A 20,715-nucleotide genomic window follows, 5' to 3' on the forward strand; every position below is an offset into this window, starting at 1 on the left:
AAATGTTGAATTATAGTTATTGGGAGTTAAAACAATGGTTTGTAAATATTGATTTTACCATTATTGGAAGTGGTATTGTTGGTTTAAATTGTGCATTGAAGTTAAAAAAGAAATACCCTAAATCAAAAATAATAATTATTGAAAAAGGTGTTTTACCACAAGGAGCGAGTAGTAAAAATGCTGGATTTGCTTGTTTTGGGAGTTTGTCAGAGCTTATTGATGATTTAAAGAGTCATACAGATAAGGAAGTACTAGAATTGGTTAAAAAGAGGTGGGAAGGGCTCGAGTTGTTACGAAAAAATTTAGGAGATAAAAATATAGATTTTCAACAAAATAATGGATATGAACTCTTTCTAGATAAAAATATATATGAAGAATGTATGGAAGAAAAAGAAAAAATAAATAATTTATTAAAACCGTTATTTCAAAAAACTGTTTTTAGCGAATCAAACAACATATTTGGCTTCAAAAATGTATATCAAAAATACATCACTAATAATTTTGAAGGACAAATTGACACTGGTAAAATGATAGTTTCTTTATTAAAGAGAGTTCAAGATAAAGGAATACAAATTTTAAATGGAATTGAAGTGGAAGGTTTTGAGGATACCATTAGTAATGAGGTTTTGGTGAAAACAAAAAGTGTAACATTTAATACCAAAAAAGTATTTGTAGCAACAAATGGATTTGCAAAAACATTATTAAACGAATCTGTATCTCCTGCAAGAGCACAGGTTTTAATAACAAAACCTATACAAAACTTAAAAATTAAAGGAACATTTCACTTGGAAAAAGGGTATTATTATTTTAGAAATATTGATAATAGAATCTTATTTGGAGGAGGAAGAAATCTTGATTTTAAAGCAGAAGAAACAATGAGTTTTGAACAAACATCTTTAATTCAAAATAAATTAGAAGAAATTTTGAAGGAAGTTATTTTACCTAATACTGATTTTGAGATTGATTTAAGATGGAGTGGTATTATGGGAGTTGGAAACCAGAAAAAAGCAATTGTTAAACAAATTTCAGATAATGTTTTTTGTGGGGTTCGCTTAGGAGGAATGGGTGTAGCTATTGGTAGTTTAGTTGGCGAAGAATTAGCAGATTTATTATGAGTTTAAAAGAAGAATTATATGAAGCATGTGTTGTTTTTGTAAATAAGCAAGCTGAAACAATTGAAAATATAATCAATTCACATAAAAGATCTTTGCAATCTGAAACCAAAAGTTCAGCTGGAGATAAACATGAAACGGGTAGGGCAATGCTACAGTTAGAAATGGAAAAGGCAGGTAAGCAATTAGTTTCCATTCAAACTATGAAAGAAATTTTAGCAAAAATAAATCCAAAAGAAGATAATAAGTTAGCATGTTTAGGAAGTGTAGTCGTGACCAATAAAATGACATATTTTCTTAGTATTTCTGCAGGTAAAATAAATATTGAAGGAGAAAATTATTTTGCTGTGTCTGTTTCATCTCCCATAGGACGATGTTTGTTAGGAAAATCTACTGATACAGAATTTGTTTTTAATAATGTTAAATATATCATAAAAGAAGTTTTTTAAAGTAAACTAGGTAGGGATATATTACTTTTAATTGTTTAATCAAACGAATAGGATGAGGATTAAATAATGAAACAATTAAAGATAGTATATATATTAATTAGTTGTTTTTTAATGGGTGTTAGCTTAGGTTGCAAAGAAAATGAAATTGATGTTAGGTTTGTAAATGAAAGTTTTATTACTAGTGAAGATGTAGATTTTTTCATAAATGCAAATCAAACGGTAAATATAATTATTGAAGGAGAATATGGCTATACTGGTTTTAAAAACACTATTAAAAATAGAGGATTTGTATATGCGAAGACTTTAAATCCAGCATTAGATAATGGAGGTATTAAAGTTTTAGCTAATGGTTTTCAGAAAGTGAAAGGTGTTCTTAAAGAATTGCCTAAAGGTGTTAAATATTATGTAAGAGGCTTTCTGGAGAGAGTAGACGGAAGTGTTTATTATGGAAATCAAGTTGAGGTAAATACAAATGTAAATGCAAGTTCTGATAGGAAGATAATTATAAAAATAAATGAGCCAGATTCAGAATGTATAACACCTAATAGTATAATTATAAAAGCTGAGATTGTTAGTATGTTAAAGGAATCACCTGTTGATTTTGGTTTTGAATACTGCGGAAATAGAGAGTTTTATGGCTCAAAAGCAGTGTTAAGCCATAATGAAAATGGAACAGCAAGGATAGCTAGATATATAGGCACAGTTGAAAAACTTAAACCTAGTTCAAAATATTACTTAAGGCCTTATGTAAAGTATGCAGATGGAGAAGTGGTTAGAGATAGTGTAATTGTTGAGGCAACAACAAAACAAAATAGATTATAGAATAAATTTTTTACCCTGAATATTAAATTGTTTGAAATGTTAGACGGTTTCTTTATTGATTAATAAAGAGACTGTCTTTTTTTCTTGAATAGCATTGTTGTGATAGCAGAAAAGAGATTGTTTGTCTAGGTTAAGTTCTATTAACCAATGAAACCCTTTAAAGTAACACTTTTCTACCACAGCTTTAATAGTAGAATTTTCTACAATTTTTATCTGATGTGGAAAAAGTAAATAATTTTCATTATCAATCTCAATAACATTAACATCGTCAAACAAAGAAGCAATATATTTTTTTTGAGGATTGTTGTAAAGGTTTTTAGGAGAGTCTATAGCAATGGTTTTATGGTTTTGTATAACCATCATTTTATCAGCAAAAGATAAAGCATCATTGCCATCATGAGTGGCTACTATACAGGCTATATTTTTCTCTTTTAAATAAGAAAACAATTTTCTACGTAAAGAGTTTTTCTTAAAGTTATCTATTTGACTAAAGGGCTCATCTAATAAAAGTAACTCAGGTTCTTTAGCTAAAGCTCTAGCAATAGCTACACGTTGTTGTTGTCCTCCACTTAAATTTTTAACTTTCTCATTAGCAAATTCTTTCATTTCAATAACATCAAGAAGTTCAAGAGTTCTTTGTTTAGATTTTTCAGGGTAGAAACGGGATAAAAACTTAGCAATATTTTCGCTAACTGAAATATAGGGCATTAAGTCAAAATCTTGTGCTACATATTTAAAAAAATCCATGCCAGGAACTAAATGATGTGCTGGTCCTAAAATTTGATGATTTCCCCAAAATAAAGAGCCTTTATTAACATCCAATAAACCATAAATAATTTTTAACAAAGTAGATTTTCCACAGCCACTTTCTCCCATAATACATAAGTGTTCACCTTTCTTTAGAGTAAAATTAATATCACTTAAAGTTTTCTTCTGATTTGGGTATTGAAAAGAGATGTTATTAACATGTAGCATAAGACAAAAATAGGCAAAGTAATAGGATAAAAAATAAAAGTTTAGTAGAAGTAATGTTGAGTTTTTATTTAAATTTTTTGAAAAACATGCAATAGATTTCAAGAACTTCGTCTTTATTAATGAAAAGCGATTTTAAAAGCTTGTAAATGAATCAAAAATCAGAAAACAATAAAAAGCTAAAAGCATTTTTTGATAAAGAGTATTCGGTACTGAAATCTTATGTTGGATCTAGAATCAAAGATAGTATCCATCAAGATGCTGAAGATATTATTCAAGAAGTTGCACTTAAGTTGTTTTCAGGAGCTAATAGCTATTCACCTATCAATAATGTGGCTGGATTTGTATATAGGTCAATAAAAAATAAGATTATTGATGTTAGAAGAAAGAAAACTTACAAGAATCAAGCTATTGAAGAGGAGAAATTGATTCATTTTACAGAGGTAGTACAAGACTTATCTGATTCATTTTATTCTGAGGAAACTTTAAAAAGCTTAAAAAATAAAATAATGGATTTAAAGCCTGTATATAGAGAAGTTATTATAGCTATAGATTTTGAAGGATATACGTATAGTGAATTGGCTGAAAACTTAGGAGTGCCAAAAGGAACATTAATGTCTAGAAGACATAGAGCATTAGGTATTTTATTAAACAAAATTGAAAATAAAAAATAAAAATAAGATGGAAAATTTATTTAAAGAAAGAATGGAAGGTGAGTCTCCAGGGTTGTTTGTAGGCAGAATTGTATTTGGAGTAATTGCGGTAATTGGATTAGCTATATTATTTGGTTATGCCATTATGTGGTTATGGAATAATTTAATGCCAGAAATTTTTGGCTTACCAGTTATAAACTATTGGCAAGCTGTAGGTTTGTTTATTCTGTCTAAAATTCTGCTTTCTTCGGGAGATTGTGGAGGGAGTAGAAAGAAATCAGAAAGTTCTTTTAAAAAAAGAAAAGAACATAAAATGAAATCGTACTATAATCAGAATTGTAAAAATGAATTCTCAAATTGGAAGTATTATGAAGAGTTTTGGGAAAATGAAGGTGGTAAAGCTTTTAAAGAATATGTAAAACGTAAGGGTGAAAATGACAGTAATCAGAATGTTGATTAAAAACATATAGAAGTTATGAAACTATTTATTTTTAAATCCGATGTTAATACGGATCAAAAAGCACAATCAGTTCAAGAAATATTTAATAGAGATAAAAGTATTATAGATATTTCAATTGACTTAGAAGATGTTGATTGTGTATTAAGAATAGAAGCTGATGATACTATAAATGAAACATACATTTTAAGTAAGATTGAAAAAATAGGCTTTAAATGTATCGAGTTGGTAGACTAAAAAAGCCGACAATTTGATTGTCGGCTTTTTGGTGAATAATATTTTCGTGATTAAAAGAGTTAAAAATTACCAAATTCTAACTCGATCTTCAGGTTTTAAATACATTTTATCTCCTTCTTTTACTTCAAAAGCTTCATAAAAAGAGTCCACATTTTTAAGTGGCATATAGGCTCTATACATACCAGGAGCATGTGTGTCTGTCATAATTTTATTTTTTAGAGCTTCGTCACGCATTTTAGTCCTCCAAATGGTTCCCCAAGATAAAAAGAAGCGTTGTTCAGGAGTGTATCCATCAATATTTTCTGGGCGACCATTTTTAGCCAAGAAAATTTGTAATCCTTCATAAGCAGCTTGTACACCACCTAAATCACCAATGTTTTCACCTAAAGTAAATTTACCATTTAGGTGCATACTATCAATGGCAATGATGTTGTCAAATTGACTTACTAATTTTTGCCCAGCATCAGCAAACTTTTTAGAATCTTCTTCGGTCCACCAGTTTTTAAGGTTTCCATCACCATCAAAACGAGCTCCAGAATCATCAAAACTATGAGAGATTTCATGCCCAATTACAGCGCCAATTCCTCCATAATTCACAGCCTCATCAGCTTTGTAATTGTAAAAAGGAGGTTGTAAAATAGCAGCAGGAAATACAATTTCATTATTTACAGGGTTGAAATAAGCATTCACAGTTTGTGGAGACATTCCCCATTCAGATCTATCAACCTCTTTGCCTAGCTTGGCAATACCTTTATTAAAGTTCCATTTAGAAACATTAATAGCATTTTCAAAGTATGTACCACCATTTTTTAAGCCTGTTACTTGTAAAGCAGAATAATCTTTCCATTTATCAGGATATGCAATCTTAACAGTTAATTTATGAAGTTTTTCTAAAGCTTTTTTCTTGGTTTCTTCACTCATCCATGGTAATTGCGCAATACGTTTTTCAAAGCCTAACATTACATTGTCAATCATCTCTTTAGCTTTTTTCTTGGCTTCAGGAGGGAACTTAGCGTCTACATATAGTTTACCTAGAGCTTCCCCAATAGCACGGTTTAAACTTCCTAAAGCACGCTCGTCTCTTGGACGTTGCTTTTTAGAACCACGCATTTCTTTACTGTAGAATTCCCAGTTTGCTTTTTCTAAATCAGTAGATAATAAACCTAAAGAATTATTAATTGTGTTCCAACGTAGTAATAATTTGATGTCCTCAATAGAGCGAGTATTTAAAATTTCACTCATTGCTTTGAAGTAGTTAGGATCAGTAACAATTATTTTGTCAATATTTTCTACACCAATACCTTTTAAGTAAGCGTTCCAATCAATTGTTGGAGCCAGAGTAGTTAATTCTTCTATAGTCATAGGATTGTAGATTTTTCGAGTGTCTCTACGTTCCTCTTTGGTCATCATTGGTTCTGCTAAGCTTTTTTCAAATCCAACAATTGTAGCTGCGTTCTTTTTAGCAGTACTTTCATCGTCTCCAAACTCTTGAAGCATCCTAGCAACAAACTCTTGATATTTTTCCAATTTATCTTTTACTTTTTCGTCAACATAATAATCTCTGGTTAAACCTAAACTTTCGGCTCCCATATAACCAGCATTCATACTGCTGTTTTTTAAATCATTAAAAACACCAAAACCATAAAATGCACCACCTCCATAAGGAGCCATGTTAGTTAAAAACTGTTGTACATCATTTAAATTTTTAATTTCTTTAATTTTATTAAGAAAAGGTTTAACAGGTTCTTTGCCAGATTTATTTCTAGCAACAGTGTCCATAATGGTTTCGTAATAATTAACAGCTTTTTCTTGATCAGAATCTATTTCATTACCATTACTATCCTTAACTTTTGGAAAGTCACGTTCTTTGATAGCCTTGTTTAAAATAGTTAAGACATCTGCATCTGTATTTTTACGAAGTTGATTAAATCCACCCCAAGAAGTTTGGTCGTCAGGGATGTTGGTTTTGTCTATCCAAGTTCCATTTACATATCGGAAAAAATCATCAACAGGCTTTACAGATGTATCCATGTTTTCTAAAACAATCCCTTGAACTTTTTCCTCAGGTTGCTTTTTATCTGTTTTACATGCTACAGTTACTAAAGAAGTAATAGCAGTGGTAAAAACAAGTTTATAAAAGGTTCTCATTGTTTTTGTAGGTTTAATTAAGATTTTATTTTAGTTTTTAAAGAGCTAGGTAGTGCTTCAAACCCCATGTTGAATAGTGTAAAACCAAAGATATCAGCATATTGTTCAATTGTTTTAGCAACTGGAGTACCAGCTCCGTGACCAGCATTTGTTTCAATTCTTATTAATACAGGGTTGGTTCCTTTTTGTTTGTCTTGAAGTTCAGCAGCAAACTTAAAACTATGTGCAGGTACTACTCTATCATCATGATCGCCTGTAGTAACTAGCGTAGCAGGGTATTCAACTTCTGATTTAACATTATGTACAGGAGAGTATTCTTTTAAATACTCAAACATCTCTTTGCTTTGTTCAGAAGTTCCATAATCATATGCCCAACCAGCTCCAGCTGTAAAGGTATGGTAACGAAGCATATCTAATACACCAACAGCAGGTAAAGCTACTTTCATTAAATCAGGACGTTGTGTCATTGTAGCTCCCACTAACAAACCACCGTTAGATCCTCCACGAATTGCTAAGTAATCTGAGGATGTGTATTTGTTAGATACTAAATATTCAGCTGCAGCAATAAAATCATCAAAAACATTTTGTTTCTTTAATTGAGTTCCTGCATCATGCCATTTTTTTCCATATTCACCACCACCTCTTAAGTTAGGAACTGCGTATATTCCGCCTTGTTCCATCCAGACAGCATTAGCAATACTAAAACTAGGTGTAAGACTTACATTAAAACCACCATAACCATATAAAATAGTGGGGTTTTTACCATTTAACTCAATGCCTTTTTTATGAGTTATTATCATAGGTACCTTTGTTCCGTCTTTTGAGTTATAAAACACTTGTTTGCTCTCATAATTATCGCTGTTGAAAGATATACTTGGTTTCCAGTATAATTGATATTCCCCAGTTTCTGGATTAAACTTATAAGATGATCCGGGAGTATTATAATTAGTAAATGAAAAGTAAAGTTCTTTGGCTTCAGTCTTACCAGAAAACCCTCCAGAAGAACCTACGCCTGGTAGTTTAACTTCACGGATTAATTTTCCATTAAAATCATATTGCAAAACTTTTGAAACAGCATCAACCATGTATTCAGCAAAAAAATAACCTGCACCAGTTGATGGAGATAATACATTCTCTGTTTCCGGAATAAAGTCTTCCCAGTTTTCAGAGGTAGGATTGTTAAAACTAGTAGTTACTATTTTTTTGTTTGGAGCATTTAAGTTGGTAACCATATATAGTGTATCTCCTCTGCTATCAATTACGTATGTATCGCTATCAAAATTGTTGATAATTGGTATTAGTTTACTATTAGAGTTGGTAAGGTCTTTTATAAATAGTTTGTTTCCAGAGGTAGATGTTGAAGCTGAAATTAATAAAAAACGTTGGTCTTCTGTTAAATAACCTCCCACATAACGGTGTTTTTCTTCTGAAGTTGCTCCAAAAATTACTTTGTCAGAACTTTGTGGGGTTCCTAGCTTATGAAAATATAATTTGTGTTGATCTGTTTTTGCAGATAACTCACTTCCTTTAGGTTTGTCATAACTAGAATAGTAAAACCCTTCGTTACCTTTCCAAGAAATTCCTGAAAACTTTACGTCTACCAAAGTGTCTTCTTTGATTTCTTTAGTTTCAGCATCCATAATTATTACTTTTCTCCAATCACTTCCTCCTTCAGAAATTGAATAAGCTAGAGTTTTTCCATCTTTAGTAAAGCTAATTGCACCTAAAGAAGTAGTGCCATCTTTTGAAAAAGTATTAGGGTCTAAAAAAACCTCCTCTTTGCCATTTTTGTCTTTTCTATATAAAACATATTGGTTTTGTAGTCCATTATTTTTGTAATAATAAGTATAGTTACCTTCTTTAAAAGGAGTACCTACTTTTTCATAGTTCCATAATTCGGTTAATCGCTCTTTTAATTGATTACGATAAGGAATTTTATTTAGGTAGTCAAAAGTAACTTCATTTTCGGCTTTTACCCAAGCTTCAGTTTCGTTACTTCTATCATCCTCTAACCAACGATAATTATCGGTGATTTTTGTACCGAAATAATCGTCGATTACTGGCTTTTTAGTAGTTTCAGGATAATTCACTGTAATTTTACTTTGTGTATTTGTTTTGTTTGATGGTTTACAAGCTATAAAAAAAGTACTAGCTAATACAATAGGAAAGATTAGTTTTCTCATGTTTGAAAGGATTAGGTAAACTTTCCAAAGTTAGATTAAAAAATAACAGAAATGTTACATTTTAAGAGGAATTTAACATCTAGATTAATTTTTGTAATTAAACATAATAAAAACGACTAACTTTACGGTTAGATACTTTATTAAGATAATTAGAATTAAAAAAGAATGACAGAAAACTTAACAAAAGACACTTTTTTCGAAAAGGTTTTTAACTATGAAAAAAATAAAGAATGGAAGTTTGAAGGTAAAATCCCTGCAATAATAGATTTTTATGCAGACTGGTGTGGACCTTGTAAAATGTTAGCTCCAGTTTTAGAAGAGCTAAGTAGTGAATATGAGGGTAAAATACATATCTATAAAATAGATACAGAAGCTGAACAAGAATTATCTGCAGCTTTTGGTATTCGAAGTATTCCATCTATGCTTTTTTGTCCGGTAGATGAAGAACCACAAATGGCACATGGAGCATTGCCTAAAAAACAGATCAAACAAATTATTGAAGATGTGTTAAAAATTCAAAATTAGAGAATTTAAAGTGGTGTTAAAAAACACCACTTTTTTTTATGCTGTTATGTAAATTAAGAAACTCAGTGAACATCACTGTTTAACGAAAATTTAAGTTTTTAAATTGTTGTTTTTTAGTGTGTTGTGCTTTGGTGTTTTAAGAGGTTTGTTTAAGTTGATTTAGCGATTTGTTAAAAACTTCAAGGGATTTGTGAATAAGTATAACTTTCAATTTTTAGTAAAAATTCCAATCTTTGTCACTCGGTTATACATTAAAAAAAACACCTAAAAATATTTAGTAAAAGGATGGCTAGAATTGAACCAATTTTGCAGGAGAATAAGGATAGATTTGTAATTTTTCCAATTCAACACAATGATTTGTGGGAATGGTATAAAAAGCAACAAGCCTGTTTTTGGACTGCTGAAGAAATTGATTTACATTCAGATTTAAACGATTGGAATAACAAGTTAACTGATGATGAACGCTATTTTATTAAGCATATATTAGCATTTTTTGCAGCGTCAGATGGTATTGTAAATGAAAATTTAGCTGAAAATTTTGTAAATGAAGTTCAGTATTCTGAAGCCAAGTTTTTTTATGGATTCCAAATAATGATGGAGAATATTCATTCTGAAACATATTCTCTGTTAATAGATACTTATATCAAAAACGAAGAAGAAAAAGATAAACTTTTTAAAGCTATTGAAGTATTTCCAGCAATCAAGAAAAAAGCTGAATGGGCATTGAAATGGATTGATTCCGATTCTTTTGCGGAAAGGTTAATTGCCTTTGCTGCAGTAGAAGGGATTTTCTTTTCAGGATCGTTTTGTTCTATTTTTTGGTTAAAAAAGAGAGGATTACTTCCTGGTTTAACATTTTCTAATGAATTAATATCTAGGGATGAAGGAATGCATTGTGATTTTGCTGTGCATTTACACAATAATCATTTAGTGAATAAAGTTCCTAAAGAAAGAATTTCTGAGATTATTATTTCAGCACTAGATATTGAAAGAGAGTTTATTACTGAGTCTTTACCTGTTAGTTTAATTGGTATGAATGCTAAGTTAATGACTCAATATTTAGAATATGTTACTGACAGACTTTTAGTAGAGTTTGGATGTAAAAAAGTGTATGAATCTACAAACCCTTTTGATTTCATGGAAATGATATCTTTAGAAGGTAAAACTAATTTCTTTGAGAAAAGAGTTTCAGAGTATCAAAAAGCAGGTGTGAAATCTGGTGGTACTGGAAATATTAGCTTTGACGCTGATTTTTAAATTGATGAAAATTTATACTGCTAATCCCCTACATGCGGTAAGGTGAGATGCTTAAAACAATATACTTGTTTTAGCGCTATGTCTAGTTTCAAATAAGAAACCATTTTTTAAATTATTATTTAGTTGCTTTAAAGCAGGTGATGCTTTGGCGACCCCATTAAACTCAAAAAATATCAAAAATATATGTATGTAGTAAAAAGAGACGGCAGAAAAGAGCCAGTGATGTTCGACAAAATCACGGAACGTGTTAGAAAAATGTGCTATGGTTTAAACAGTATTGTAGACCCTGTAAAGGTTGCAATGCGTGTTATTGAAGGATTGTATGACGGAGTAACAACTTCTGAACTTGATAATTTGGCAGCAGAAATTGCAGCAACATTAACTACAGCACATCCTGACTATGCTAAGTTAGCAGCAAGAATTGCAGTGTCAAATTTACATAAGAATACCAAAAAATCATTTTCAGAAACAATGACGGATTTATATAACTATGTAAATCCAAGAACAGGTAAAAAAGCACCGTTGTTAGCTGATGATGTTTATCAAATTATTATGGATAATTCGGAGAAGTTAGATTCTACAATTATTTATAGCCGTGATTTCAACTATGATTATTTTGGGTTTAAAACTTTAGAACGTTCTTATTTATTAAAGCTTAATGGGCAAATTGTCGAACGCCCTCAACAAATGCTAATGCGTGTTTCTATCGGTATACATAAAGAGGATATTGATGAAGCTATTGCTACATATGAATTAATGAGTAAAAAATATTTTACTCATGCTACACCAACATTATTTAATTCCGGTACGCCTAAACCACAAATGTCTTCTTGTTTTTTACTACAAATGAAAGAGGATAGTATTGATGGAATTTATGATACGTTAAAACAAACAGCTAAAATTTCGCAATCTGCAGGAGGAATAGGGTTGTCTATTCATAATATCCGTGCTACAGGATCCTACATCAGTGGTACTAATGGAACTTCTAATGGTATTGTTCCAATGCTACGCGTATTTAATGATACTGCACGTTATGTAGATCAAGGAGGAGGTAAGAGAAAAGGGTCGTTTGCAATGTACTTAGAGCCTTGGCATGCGGATATATTTGACTTTTTAGATTTAAAAAAGAATCATGGTAAAGAGGAAATGCGTGCACGTGATTTGTTTTATGCAATGTGGATTTCTGATTTATTTATGAAGCGCGTTCAAGAAGATGCTGATTGGACTTTAATGTGTCCACATGAGTGTCCTCATTTATACGATACTTACGGAGAAGAGTTTGAGCGTTTATATACAAGTTATGAAGAAGCAGGAAAAGGAAGAAGAAAGATTAAGGCACGTGATTTATGGGAGAAAATTCTAGAGTCACAAATAGAGACTGGTACGCCTTATATGTTGTATAAAGATGCAGCTAACCGCAAATCTAACCAGAAAAACTTGGGAACAATTCGTTCATCTAACTTGTGTACTGAGATTATGGAGTATACGGCTGAAGATGAGGTAGCTGTATGTAACTTAGCTTCAATAGCGATTCCTATGTTTGTAGCACAAGATGAAAACGGAGATAAGTTTTTTGATCATCAAAAATTATTTGAAGTTACTAAAAAAGTTATTAGAAACTTAGATACGGTAATTGATAGAAATTATTATCCTGTAATTGAAGCAGAAAATTCAAATATACGCCATCGCCCTGTTGGTCTAGGTATTCAAGGTTTAGCGGATGCATTTATTATGTTAAGATTGCCTTTTACTGGTGATGAAGCAAAGAAGTTGAATCAGGAAATATTTGAAACTTTATATTTTGCATCAGTAACTTCATCTATGGAAATGGCTAAAGTAAAAGGAGCGTATTCTACTTTTAAAGGTTCGCCAATGTCACAGGGTGAATTTCAACACAACATGTGGGGAGTTAAAGATGATGAGTTAAGTGGAAGATGGGATTGGAAATCATTACGTGAAGAAGTTGTGGAGCATGGTGTTCGTAATTCTTTATTGGTGGCACCAATGCCAACGGCATCAACATCGCAAATATTAGGAAATAATGAGGCTTTTGAACCTTATACTTCTAATATATATACAAGAAGAGTACTTTCTGGAGAGTTTATTGTAGTGAACAAACATTTATTAGAGGATTTAGTTGAATTAGGACTTTGGGATAATAATATGAAAGAAGATATTATGCGTGCCAACGGATCTATTCAGCATATTGAAAGTATTCCACAAGATTTAAAAGATTTATACAAAACAGTGTGGGAAATGAGTATGAAAGATGTTATAGATATGGCTCGTCATAGAGGGTATTTTATAGATCAATCTCAGTCGTTAAACCTATTTATGAAAGATCCTGATTTTGGTAAATTAACATCAATGCATTTCTATGCTTGGAAATCAGGATTAAAAACAGGTATGTATTACTTACGTACAAAGTCTGCTGTTAATGCTAAGCAGTTTACGTTGAATGTAGAGGAAAAAAAGAAAGAAGATGAGGCAATGAGTGCTGAAGAGTTTAAAGCCATGGTAGAAGCGTCTAAAAATGCTGGTCCAGACGATTGCTTAATGTGTGGTTCATAGAAATTATAGTTTTAATTTAAAATCAAAACATACATATATAAAAGAGGGGTTTTTATAAGCCTCTCTTTTTTGATTTTAAGGAAAAATTATTACTATTTGAATAAATAACGCATTACTAATATAAAGATGCCTACTACGGTAGCTAAAGATGAGGTTATAATAGCTACTAAAACAGTATCACTTAAGCTAAAATTTGTAATTTTAGAAAATCCAGAAGCAATAATTATAAGCAGAATAATACTGGTAAATCCACATAAAAAAATAAAAGTTCTTGAAGCGTATTTTTTTCTTTCGTACCTGTCTTGAACTCTATCATATACCTCCTGTTCAGTTAAAACGGTGTCTTTATCTATTTTTTTAGTGTTAAAGGGGAGGTTTTTAGATCCTTTTATTAACTCATCTAATTTATTGTTATGCACTTTTTAGCTCTTTGTCTAGGTTAATCACAAACTTATCGTAGTATCTTTTAATAAGTTCATTGTCTATAACTCTATTTTGACCAGGTCTATAGGTTAAACTCCATGGAGTTCCAGGCATGTGAGTTAAGTCTACTAAATCGGTAGCAGAAATATTTTTGTATAACTGCCAAGTTAGTAAAACTACCTTCTTATCGTCTTCATTCTTTAATTTTGGTTCAGATAGTTGTTCCCAATCATTGTCAAGCATCACAGAGTTACTAGTAATAGGACTAGATTTAAAGTGTTTAAATTCGTGATATACACTTGGAATTACAGGGCCAAATTTCCAAGCTTCAATAGAATCGTTTTTAAAAATAGGACGCTCTAAAATAGACAAGGATAGTCCTTGGGCAACATACATTAATTTAACTAACTTCATATTAGTTAATTCATAATCTGAATGCTTTGCAAGCTTTATAAATTCGTTCGCTACAGAACTAGTGGTCCCCATACCTTTTAAAATTTGTAATAAAATTAAGCACAATTTTTTTGATTGTCAAGAAAATTTCGACAAAAATAGCTATTAATTCGTTAAATTAAGTAGTTAGTTTACAAATTTTTATGTTAAAAAAGTTCTTGTTGTGTCTTTTTGTTTAAAAAACAATGAAATAAATTAGGTAAACTAAAGATCACGAAATAAAAAGAATGAATAACTTTGTTTATACTTAAATTAAGTTATTAATGAATTGGGAACAGCTACTATCATTAAAAAGATATGGAGACAAACAGAAAAGAGAACGTGCCAATCAAGATGAAACAAGGTTAGGTTTTGAAGTTGATTTTGATAGGATTATATTTTCATCTGCATTTAGAAGTTTGCAAGATAAAACACAGGTAATTCCTCTATCTAAAACTGACTTTGTTCATACTCGATTAACACATAGTTTAGAGGTTTCAGTTGTTGGGCGTACTTTAGGAAGAAGAGTGGGGCAAGAGATTTTAAAACGGTATCCTAATTTGGTTAGTTTAGGGTATACGTTTAATGATTTCGGAGCTATTGTTGCGGCAGCTTCAGTAATGCATGATATTGGAAATCCTCCTTTTGGTCATTCAGGAGAAAAAGCAATAGGTGAGTATTTTAAAACTGGAAAAGGATTAAAATATAAAAGTCAATTAACAGAATTAGAATATCAAGATTTAATTGATTTTGAAGGAAATGCTAATGGTCTAAAAATCTTAACAGAAAATAGAGAAGGAATTCCAGGAGGTTTAAGGCTTTCTTATGCTACGTTAGGAGCTTTTATTAAGTACCCTAAGGAAAGTTTGCCTAAAAAACCAACGCAACACATAGTTGATAAAAAATATGGTTTTTTCCAATCTGAAAAACACGCTTTTTTAGATTTGGTAGAAGATTTAGGTTTGTTAAAAAAGGAAAGTATTGGTACGGCTTACTACAGACATCCATTGGCGTATTTAGTAGAAGCAGCTGATGATATATGTTATACAATAATTGATTTTGAAGATGGAATTAACTTAGGTTTAATTGATGAAGATTATGCGTTAGAGTATATGATTAAGTTGGTAAAAGATACTATTGATAGTAAAAAATACCATTCACTTCAACATAAAAAAGATCGAGTAAGTTATTTAAGAGCTTTAGCAATTGGTGTCTTAATAAATGAAGCTGTAAAAGTGTTTTTAGAAAATGAAAAAGCAATACTTAATGGAACTTTTGACAAAGGGTTATTAGATAAATGTAGATATGAAGCGCAAATAAATGACATTATTAAAATAAGCGTAGAGAAAATATATAATAGTAAGGAAGTAATAGAAAAAGAAGTAGCAGGCTATAAAATTATTGCTGATTTACTAGATGTGTTTGTAACAGCATTAAATAATAAATATGATGGAACTATGTCAAACTTTGATAAGCTAGTATTAAAACTGTTGCCAGCAGAATATCAGTTAGAAAAGGATAGCTTGTATGATCGTATTATGCAGATATGTAGTTACGTGTCAGGTTTGTCAGATGGCTTTGCTATTAGATTACATAAAAAAATAGCAGGAAACATCATTTAAGATGTCTCTCCTGCTATTTTTTCTAATTCATCATACCAGTTTTGACCAAACTTTCTGATCAGTGCTTCTTTTAAAAACTTGTATATAGGTACTTGCAATTCTTTACCTAAAGAACAGGCGTCGTCACAGATGTCCCACTTATGATAGTTTACTGCAGCAAATTCACTATAGTCTCTTACTCTTACAGGATATAAATGACATGAAATAGGTTTTTTCCAGTCAATAATACCTTTATTATATGCTTCTTCAATAGCGCATAAAGCAGTGCCTTTGTCATCAAAAATAACATAAGCACATTCAGCATGGTTAATCAAAGGAGTTTCTAGTTCATTAAAATCACTAGTAATCCATGTACCATTTTTCTCAATTTCTTCTATACCTTCTTTACGTAAAAAAGGTTTTACTTTAGGGTAAATTTCTTCAAGTATTTTTGTTTCTTCTTTATTTAAAGGAGCGCCAGCCTCACCATCAACGCAGCAAGTACCTTTACAAGCAGATAGATTACACACAAAATCTTTTTGTATTAAATCTTCAGAAACAATAGTTTTTCCTAGTTGAAACATGAATAATGAAAATTAGGATGCTATATAATATAATATTAAAGTACTATATTGCTAATGCATATTATCTTTGCAAAAATACTAGTTTAAAAGTTTTCTAGTCAAATTTCACGAATGAAAAACAGTATATCATGAATTTTAATTTAAAAGAAATTTTCACCGTTTTTATGGTTTTGTTTGCAGTAATTGATATCATTGGTAATATTCCAATAATTATTGATTTAAGAAAAAAAGTTGGACATATTCAATCAGAAAAAGCTTCCGTCATAGCAGGAGTCATCATGGTAGTTTTTTTATTTGCAGGACAAAGACTTTTAGGTTTTATTGGTATCGATGTTAATTCATTTGCAGTAGCAGGAGCATTTATTTTGTTCTTTATTGCTTTAGAAATGATTTTAGGAATTACCTTATATAAAGAAGAAGAGGACGAGGCGTTAAATGCATCAGTTTTCCCTATTGCATTTCCACTAATTGCTGGTCCAGGTAGTTTAACAACATTATTATCATTAAGAGCAGAATATGCATGGGAAAATATACTAGTAGCTATTTTTTTAAATGTAGTTTTAATATACGTAGTCTTAAAAACTTCTTCTAAAATTGAGAAATTTATAGGACCTAATGGGATTAAGATAATACAAAAAATATTCGGAGTAGTATTGTTAGCAATTGCAGTAAAACTATTTGCTGCAAACATAAAAATGTTAATGGCATAAATGATTTTTGATACTTTAATAATTGGAGGTGGTGTTGCTGGTATGCAATGCGCCTTAGTTTTAGGATCTGCAAACAATAAAGAGTTTGTAAAAAACAAGAAAATAGGCATATTGATGCATCAAAGAGCTTCTCACTTACAAGATGCTTTATTTAATAATGTTTTAGGAATGCCTCCTGGAACTTTAGGTAGGGATATTTTAAAAGAGGGTAAAGAACAACTATCAAATCAGTATCCAAGTGTAATTCAAATAGAAAAAGAAAAAGTTCAAGCAGTTTTAGATGATGAAAAAGGTTATAAAATTATAACCAATAAAAATGAATATTATAGTAAAATAGTTGTAGTAGCTTTGAATTACTCAAAACCTTTTGATATTGTTGGGTTGGAGCAATATGCAGAAAGACACTCTAGAGCTAATGCGATGAAAGATAGGATTCAACTTCGTAATTTTAATCATTTAATAAAAGAAGGATTATATGTTTGTGGTACTATTGCAGGGTGGAGAAGTCAGTTTTCTATAGCTGCAGGAAGTGGAGCTAGTGTAGCAACTGATATCTTAACATTTTGGAATGATAACATTCCAACTAAGGTGCATGATAAAATTAAAGTCGAAAAATAATTTAAAGTAAAAGTGAGTTTTGACCATATAATCACTGGTATTTATCATCAGATACAAGATATAAATGATACAGGAGAAGTAGCTTCATATATACCAGAATTGAAAAAAGTAAGTCCAGAAAATTTTGGTGTTTCTTTTATTACAACTGATAATATTGATTATGGTATAGGAGAATATAATGTTAAGTTTTCAATACAGAGTATTTCTAAGGTATTAACATTGAGTTTGGCGTATAGTATTATTGGAGAAAAAATATGGGAAAGACTTGGTGTAGAGCCATCAGGCAATAGTTACAATTCTTTAGTACAATTAGAAACTGATAATGGAATACCAAGAAACCCTTTTATAAATGCTGGAGCTATAGTTATAGTGGATATACTTTTAAGTAAGCTGAAAAGTCCAAAAGAAGATTTTTTACTATTTGTGAGAAGTTTATCAGGGTCAAGTGATATTAACTATTCAGAAAAAATAGCAATATCTGAAAAGTCAGTAGGTTATAGAAATATAGCTTTATGTAATTTTATTAAGTCTTTTGGGAATATAGATAATAACCCAAATGATGTGTTGGATTTTTATTTTGAAATATGTTCTTTAGAAATGTCTGCAAAAGAACTATCTCAAACATTTTTGTTTTTGGCAAATAAAGGAGTAAATCATAATACAGGAAAAAGTGTTTTAACACCAAGTCAAACTAAAAGAGTAAATGCATTAATGCAAACATGTGGTTTTTATGACGAATCTGGAGAGTTTGCTTTCAAAGTAGGTTTACCAGGTAAAAGTGGCGTTGGAGGAGGTATTGTTGCAGTGCACCCAAATCAATATGTTATTACCGTTTGGAGCCCTAAATTAAATAAAAAAGGAAATTCCTTTAAAGGAATGCGTTTTTTAGAAGAGTTTACAACTCAATCTAAACTATCTATCTTTTAAATAATGAATTTATACTAATCAAAATGAAGAAAACAATAATCTACTTACTATTCTTATTAGTAGTATTCGCTTGTGAAAAGAAGCAAACTAAAGTAATAAATAACCTTGAAGATGGTAAGAAAAACGAGTTTGCTATAGTAATTCATGGAGGAGCAGGAACCATTCTTAAAAAGAATATGACGAAAGAGAAAGAAGAAGCTTATAAAGAAAAATTAAAACAAGCAATAACTGCTGGTCATAGTATTTTAAAAGAAGGAGGAACAAGTATTAAAGCAGTGGAAGCTTCAATAAAAATTATGGAAAATTCACCATTGTTTAATGCAGGAAAAGGAGCTGTTTTTACGAATGATGAAGCAAATGAAATGGATGCTTCCATAATGGAAGGAAAAACATTGAACGCTGGAGCTGTAGCTGGTGTAAAAACAATTAAAAATCCAATTTCTGCTGCCATAAAGGTGATGAATAATTCAAACCATGTATTATTATCGGGAAAAGGAGCAGATATGTTTGCTAAGGAACAAGGGTTGGAAATTATGAGTCCTGACTACTTTTATACTGAAAAACGCTTTAAATCTCTTCAAAGAATAAAAGATAAAGAGAAAGCTGAGTTAGATCATGATGATAAGTCAGCATTGTTTTATGATGAAGATATTAAGAATAGTAAATATGGAACGGTTGGTTGCGTGGCATTAGATAAAAATGGTAATATAACTGCTGGAACTTCAACAGGAGGAATGACTAATAAAAAATGGAATAGAATTGGAGATTCTCCAATTATAGGAGCAGGAACCTATGCAAATAACGCTACTTGTGGAGTATCATCAACAGGTTGGGGAGAATATTTTATTAGAGGGGTTATAGCACATGATATAGCCGCGCAAATGGAGTATAAAAAAGTATCTTTAAAAGAAGCAACCAAAGATGTAATTCAAAATAAATTGACAAAATCTGGAGGAACAGGAGGTGTAATAGCGATAGATAATAATGGAAATATGGCATTTGAATTCAATACGGCAGGAATGTACAGAGCCTCAATGAATGCTAAAGGAGAATTAGAAATAAAAATTTATAAAGAATAAAAACCGAGGAGTTGTTGTTTTATTTACAAATAACTCCTCTTTTGTTGATGCCTTTAATCATACGTAAAGAGCCTTCTTTAATGGTGTTCTTTTCAAATAGAAATGTTTTGTCGTACAAAGTATTTCCTTCAAAAAAACTAACCTGAAAACGATTGTCTAAAGCAAATAGTTCAGGTTGAATTAATTCTATTTTAGCAATAGAATTAGCAGGTAAAGCGTCTAACTTTTTTCTAAAAACAGAGGTGGTTTTAGTTTCAGAAAAACCTTGAGAAACAATGACTACCATTTCAATGTTAGTAGATTTTTTGTTAATAAGGTATACATTCCAATCCTCAGTATTGTGAGTGTCATTATGTTCCAGAACAATTGCCATTTCTATATCTGTAACCTCAGGTATATGAATATCTTTTTTCATTATAAATGATAATTAAAACTAATTAAAATACGATTTTTAGTAAATGTTCCTCCAAATGTTATCTTTCTATTTTCTAAATAAGACTTTGTAAAGATAAAGGAGGAGATAATGCCTAGCCCAGCCCCGGCAATTACATCATAAATATCATGTTTGTCTGCGTAAATTCTGGAATAACCAACATAGCTAGCTAATAAATAAGCAGGAATTCCGTATTTCCAGCCATATCTTTTATGAATAAAAGCAGCGCCAGTAAAAGCAGCCGAAGTATGTCCAGAAGGAAATGCATGATTACCGCCGTTAGGTCTTTTCTTGTTTAGTATTCTTTTTAAAGAGTGTGTAATAACAAAAGAAGTGCCCATTGCTTTTGCAAATTGCCAATGAGGCTTGTCACTTTGTTTTAAAAAGAAAGTAGAGCCCAAAGCAATAGCAGGGATACCTATTTGGAGAATATCTCCAGAACTTTCTATAAAACTCTTCTGAGAAAAAGTAATACAACTATTAAATACTACAAAAAAAAGTAGAAGACCTAAAAGTCTCATA

At 30.8% G+C, this 20,715-nt stretch carries 22 protein-coding genes; 14 read left to right on the forward strand and 8 right to left on the reverse strand.

Annotated features, from left to right (window positions below; genetic code table 11):
* Nucleotides 1-5 precede the first annotated feature (5 nt).
* The 3 genes from ABNT65_RS14990 to ABNT65_RS15000 all read left to right on the forward strand — a co-directional run bounded on the left by ABNT65_RS14990 (nucleotide 6) and on the right by ABNT65_RS15000 (nucleotide 2,383).
* Nucleotides 6-1,115: an FAD-dependent oxidoreductase gene (locus ABNT65_RS14990; RefSeq protein WP_348747835.1), complete on the forward strand. Its 1,110-nt coding sequence runs from the start codon at nucleotides 6-8 to the stop codon at nucleotides 1,113-1,115.
* Entirely contained in the window at nucleotides 1,112-1,561 is a 450-nt protein-coding gene (locus ABNT65_RS14995; RefSeq protein WP_348703101.1) for a 3-oxoacyl-ACP synthase, read from the forward strand. The genes ABNT65_RS14990 and ABNT65_RS14995 overlap by 4 nt, the downstream gene beginning before the upstream one ends.
* 66 nt (nucleotides 1,562-1,627) lie before the next feature.
* Nucleotides 1,628-2,383 carry a hypothetical protein gene (locus tag ABNT65_RS15000; protein WP_348703100.1) on the forward strand — a complete coding sequence of 252 codons (756 nt, stop codon included), beginning with the start codon at nucleotides 1,628-1,630 and terminating at the stop codon, nucleotides 2,381-2,383.
* A 39-nt stretch (nucleotides 2,384-2,422) separates the two neighbouring features.
* Here the strand turns inward: ABNT65_RS15000 and ABNT65_RS15005 are convergent, their stop codons facing one another.
* On the reverse strand, nucleotides 2,423-3,358 hold the full coding sequence (locus ABNT65_RS15005) for an ABC transporter ATP-binding protein (RefSeq protein WP_348739512.1): 936 nt from the start codon (nucleotides 3,356-3,358) through the stop codon (nucleotides 2,423-2,425).
* A gap of 146 nt (nucleotides 3,359-3,504) precedes the next feature.
* Between ABNT65_RS15005 and ABNT65_RS15010 the strand changes: the two genes are divergently transcribed.
* From ABNT65_RS15010 to ABNT65_RS15020, 3 genes are read left to right on the forward strand one after another with little or no spacing between them, the layout of a single operon-like run.
* Entirely contained in the window at nucleotides 3,505-4,029 is a 525-nt protein-coding gene (locus ABNT65_RS15010) for an RNA polymerase sigma factor (RefSeq protein WP_348703097.1), read from the forward strand.
* A gap of 7 nt (nucleotides 4,030-4,036) precedes the next feature.
* Nucleotides 4,037-4,468, forward strand: coding sequence for a hypothetical protein (locus tag ABNT65_RS15015; protein ID WP_348746202.1), 432 nt, complete (start codon nucleotides 4,037-4,039; stop codon nucleotides 4,466-4,468).
* 15 nt (nucleotides 4,469-4,483) lie between these two features.
* Entirely contained in the window at nucleotides 4,484-4,702 is a 219-nt protein-coding gene (locus ABNT65_RS15020; protein ID WP_348703095.1) for a hypothetical protein, read from the forward strand.
* A gap of 66 nt (nucleotides 4,703-4,768) precedes the next feature.
* Here the strand turns inward: ABNT65_RS15020 and ABNT65_RS15025 are convergent, their stop codons facing one another.
* Together ABNT65_RS15025 and ABNT65_RS15030 are read right to left on the reverse strand one after the other, a co-directional pair.
* A complete protein-coding gene (locus ABNT65_RS15025; protein WP_348746203.1) occupies nucleotides 4,769-6,850 on the reverse strand; it encodes a M13 family metallopeptidase in 2,082 nt (693 codons plus the stop codon).
* A 17-nt stretch (nucleotides 6,851-6,867) separates the two neighbouring features.
* Nucleotides 6,868-9,033: a prolyl oligopeptidase family serine peptidase gene (locus ABNT65_RS15030; protein WP_348746204.1), complete on the reverse strand. Its 2,166-nt coding sequence runs from the start codon at nucleotides 9,031-9,033 to the stop codon at nucleotides 6,868-6,870.
* A 165-nt stretch (nucleotides 9,034-9,198) separates the two neighbouring features.
* Here ABNT65_RS15030 and trxA point away from each other — a divergent pair, with 165 nt between their 5' ends.
* The 3 genes from trxA (at nucleotide 9,199) to ABNT65_RS15045 (ending at nucleotide 13,386) form a co-directional block, all read left to right on the forward strand.
* Entirely contained in the window at nucleotides 9,199-9,558 is a 360-nt protein-coding gene (gene trxA / locus ABNT65_RS15035; RefSeq protein ID WP_348703092.1) for a thioredoxin, read from the forward strand.
* Nucleotides 9,559-9,843: 285 nt separating this feature from the next.
* Nucleotides 9,844-10,815 carry a ribonucleotide-diphosphate reductase subunit beta gene (locus tag ABNT65_RS15040; RefSeq protein ID WP_348703091.1) on the forward strand — a complete coding sequence of 324 codons (972 nt, stop codon included), beginning with the start codon at nucleotides 9,844-9,846 and terminating at the stop codon, nucleotides 10,813-10,815.
* 183 nt (nucleotides 10,816-10,998) lie between these two features.
* On the forward strand, nucleotides 10,999-13,386 hold the full coding sequence (locus ABNT65_RS15045) for a ribonucleoside-diphosphate reductase subunit alpha (protein WP_348703090.1): 2,388 nt from the start codon (nucleotides 10,999-11,001) through the stop codon (nucleotides 13,384-13,386).
* Nucleotides 13,387-13,478: 92 nt separating this feature from the next.
* Here the strand turns inward: ABNT65_RS15045 and ABNT65_RS15050 are convergent, their stop codons facing one another.
* Together ABNT65_RS15050 and ABNT65_RS15055 are read right to left on the reverse strand one after the other, a co-directional pair.
* A complete protein-coding gene (locus tag ABNT65_RS15050; protein ID WP_348703089.1) occupies nucleotides 13,479-13,805 on the reverse strand; it encodes a hypothetical protein in 327 nt (108 codons plus the stop codon).
* Entirely contained in the window at nucleotides 13,798-14,295 is a 498-nt protein-coding gene (locus tag ABNT65_RS15055) for a Panacea domain-containing protein (RefSeq protein WP_348703088.1), read from the reverse strand. Before ABNT65_RS15055 ends, ABNT65_RS15050 begins: the two co-directional genes overlap by 8 nt.
* A 230-nt stretch (nucleotides 14,296-14,525) precedes the next feature.
* On the opposite strand from ABNT65_RS15055, the gene ABNT65_RS15060 reads away from it, so the two are divergent.
* Nucleotides 14,526-15,863: a deoxyguanosinetriphosphate triphosphohydrolase gene (locus ABNT65_RS15060; RefSeq protein ID WP_348703086.1), complete on the forward strand. Its 1,338-nt coding sequence runs from the start codon at nucleotides 14,526-14,528 to the stop codon at nucleotides 15,861-15,863.
* Here ABNT65_RS15060 and ABNT65_RS15065 read toward each other — a convergent pair.
* Entirely contained in the window at nucleotides 15,860-16,426 is a 567-nt protein-coding gene (locus tag ABNT65_RS15065; RefSeq protein ID WP_348703085.1) for a DUF3109 family protein, read from the reverse strand. The two genes, ABNT65_RS15060 and ABNT65_RS15065, sit on opposite strands and share 4 nt — an antisense overlap.
* A 128-nt stretch (nucleotides 16,427-16,554) precedes the next feature.
* On the opposite strand from ABNT65_RS15065, the gene ABNT65_RS15070 reads away from it, so the two are divergent.
* Genes ABNT65_RS15070 through ABNT65_RS15085 form a run of 4 tightly spaced genes read left to right on the forward strand, consistent with a single transcriptional unit; the run spans nucleotide 16,555 to nucleotide 19,760 of the window.
* Nucleotides 16,555-17,136: a MarC family protein gene (locus ABNT65_RS15070; protein WP_348703084.1), complete on the forward strand. Its 582-nt coding sequence runs from the start codon at nucleotides 16,555-16,557 to the stop codon at nucleotides 17,134-17,136.
* Nucleotides 17,137-17,754, forward strand: a complete 618-nt coding sequence (locus ABNT65_RS15075) for an NAD(P)/FAD-dependent oxidoreductase (protein WP_348746205.1) — start codon at nucleotides 17,137-17,139, stop codon at nucleotides 17,752-17,754. It abuts the gene before it with no gap.
* 12 nt (nucleotides 17,755-17,766) lie between these two features.
* On the forward strand, nucleotides 17,767-18,681 hold the full coding sequence (locus tag ABNT65_RS15080) for a glutaminase (protein ID WP_348703082.1): 915 nt from the start codon (nucleotides 17,767-17,769) through the stop codon (nucleotides 18,679-18,681).
* Nucleotides 18,682-18,704: 23 nt separating this feature from the next.
* Nucleotides 18,705-19,760, forward strand: a complete 1,056-nt coding sequence (locus tag ABNT65_RS15085; protein ID WP_348746206.1) for an isoaspartyl peptidase/L-asparaginase — start codon at nucleotides 18,705-18,707, stop codon at nucleotides 19,758-19,760.
* 19 nt (nucleotides 19,761-19,779) lie between these two features.
* Here the strand turns inward: ABNT65_RS15085 and ABNT65_RS15090 are convergent, their stop codons facing one another.
* Both ABNT65_RS15090 and ABNT65_RS15095 read right to left on the reverse strand, forming a co-directional pair.
* Nucleotides 19,780-20,175 (reverse strand): hypothetical protein, encoded by a 396-nt coding sequence (locus tag ABNT65_RS15090; RefSeq protein WP_348739523.1) that lies wholly within the window; start codon nucleotides 20,173-20,175, stop codon nucleotides 19,780-19,782.
* A complete protein-coding gene (locus ABNT65_RS15095; RefSeq protein ID WP_348703079.1) occupies nucleotides 20,175-20,714 on the reverse strand; it encodes a phosphatase PAP2 family protein in 540 nt (179 codons plus the stop codon). The genes ABNT65_RS15090 and ABNT65_RS15095 overlap by 1 nt, the downstream gene beginning before the upstream one ends.
* Between the last annotated feature and the right edge of the window lies 1 nt (nucleotide 20,715).

Source organism: Tenacibaculum sp. 190524A02b (assembly GCF_964036645.1).
Classification (GTDB): Bacteria; Bacteroidota; Bacteroidia; order Flavobacteriales; family Flavobacteriaceae; genus Polaribacter; species Polaribacter vairaonense.

Coding starts and splice junctions, on each gene's coding strand:
- ABNT65_RS14995 (WP_348703101.1), top strand. CDS start 1,112: ATGAGTTTAAAAGAAGAATTATATGAAGCATGTGTTGTTTTTGTAAAT.
- ABNT65_RS15000 (WP_348703100.1), top strand. CDS start 1,628: ATGAAACAATTAAAGATAGTATATATATTAATTAGTTGTTTTTTAATG.
- ABNT65_RS15005 (WP_348739512.1), bottom strand. CDS start 3,358: ATGCTACATGTTAATAACATCTCTTTTCAATACCCAAATCAGAAGAAA.
- ABNT65_RS15010 (WP_348703097.1), top strand. CDS start 3,505: ATGAATCAAAAATCAGAAAACAATAAAAAGCTAAAAGCATTTTTTGAT.
- ABNT65_RS15015 (WP_348746202.1), top strand. CDS start 4,037: ATGGAAAATTTATTTAAAGAAAGAATGGAAGGTGAGTCTCCAGGGTTG.
- ABNT65_RS15020 (WP_348703095.1), top strand. CDS start 4,484: ATGAAACTATTTATTTTTAAATCCGATGTTAATACGGATCAAAAAGCA.
- ABNT65_RS15025 (WP_348746203.1), bottom strand. CDS start 6,850: ATGAGAACCTTTTATAAACTTGTTTTTACCACTGCTATTACTTCTTTA.
- ABNT65_RS15030 (WP_348746204.1), bottom strand. CDS start 9,033: ATGAGAAAACTAATCTTTCCTATTGTATTAGCTAGTACTTTTTTTATA.
- trxA (WP_348703092.1), top strand. CDS start 9,199: ATGACAGAAAACTTAACAAAAGACACTTTTTTCGAAAAGGTTTTTAAC.
- ABNT65_RS15040 (WP_348703091.1), top strand. CDS start 9,844: ATGGCTAGAATTGAACCAATTTTGCAGGAGAATAAGGATAGATTTGTA.
- ABNT65_RS15045 (WP_348703090.1), top strand. CDS start 10,999: ATGTATGTAGTAAAAAGAGACGGCAGAAAAGAGCCAGTGATGTTCGAC.
- ABNT65_RS15055 (WP_348703088.1), bottom strand. CDS start 14,295: ATGGGGACCACTAGTTCTGTAGCGAACGAATTTATAAAGCTTGCAAAG.
- ABNT65_RS15060 (WP_348703086.1), top strand. CDS start 14,526: ATGAATTGGGAACAGCTACTATCATTAAAAAGATATGGAGACAAACAG.
- ABNT65_RS15065 (WP_348703085.1), bottom strand. CDS start 16,426: ATGTTTCAACTAGGAAAAACTATTGTTTCTGAAGATTTAATACAAAAA.
- ABNT65_RS15070 (WP_348703084.1), top strand. CDS start 16,555: ATGAATTTTAATTTAAAAGAAATTTTCACCGTTTTTATGGTTTTGTTT.
- ABNT65_RS15075 (WP_348746205.1), top strand. CDS start 17,137: ATGATTTTTGATACTTTAATAATTGGAGGTGGTGTTGCTGGTATGCAA.
- ABNT65_RS15085 (WP_348746206.1), top strand. CDS start 18,705: ATGAAGAAAACAATAATCTACTTACTATTCTTATTAGTAGTATTCGCT.
- ABNT65_RS15090 (WP_348739523.1), bottom strand. CDS start 20,175: ATGAAAAAAGATATTCATATACCTGAGGTTACAGATATAGAAATGGCA.
- ABNT65_RS15095 (WP_348703079.1), bottom strand. CDS start 20,714: ATGAGACTTTTAGGTCTTCTACTTTTTTTTGTAGTATTTAATAGTTGT.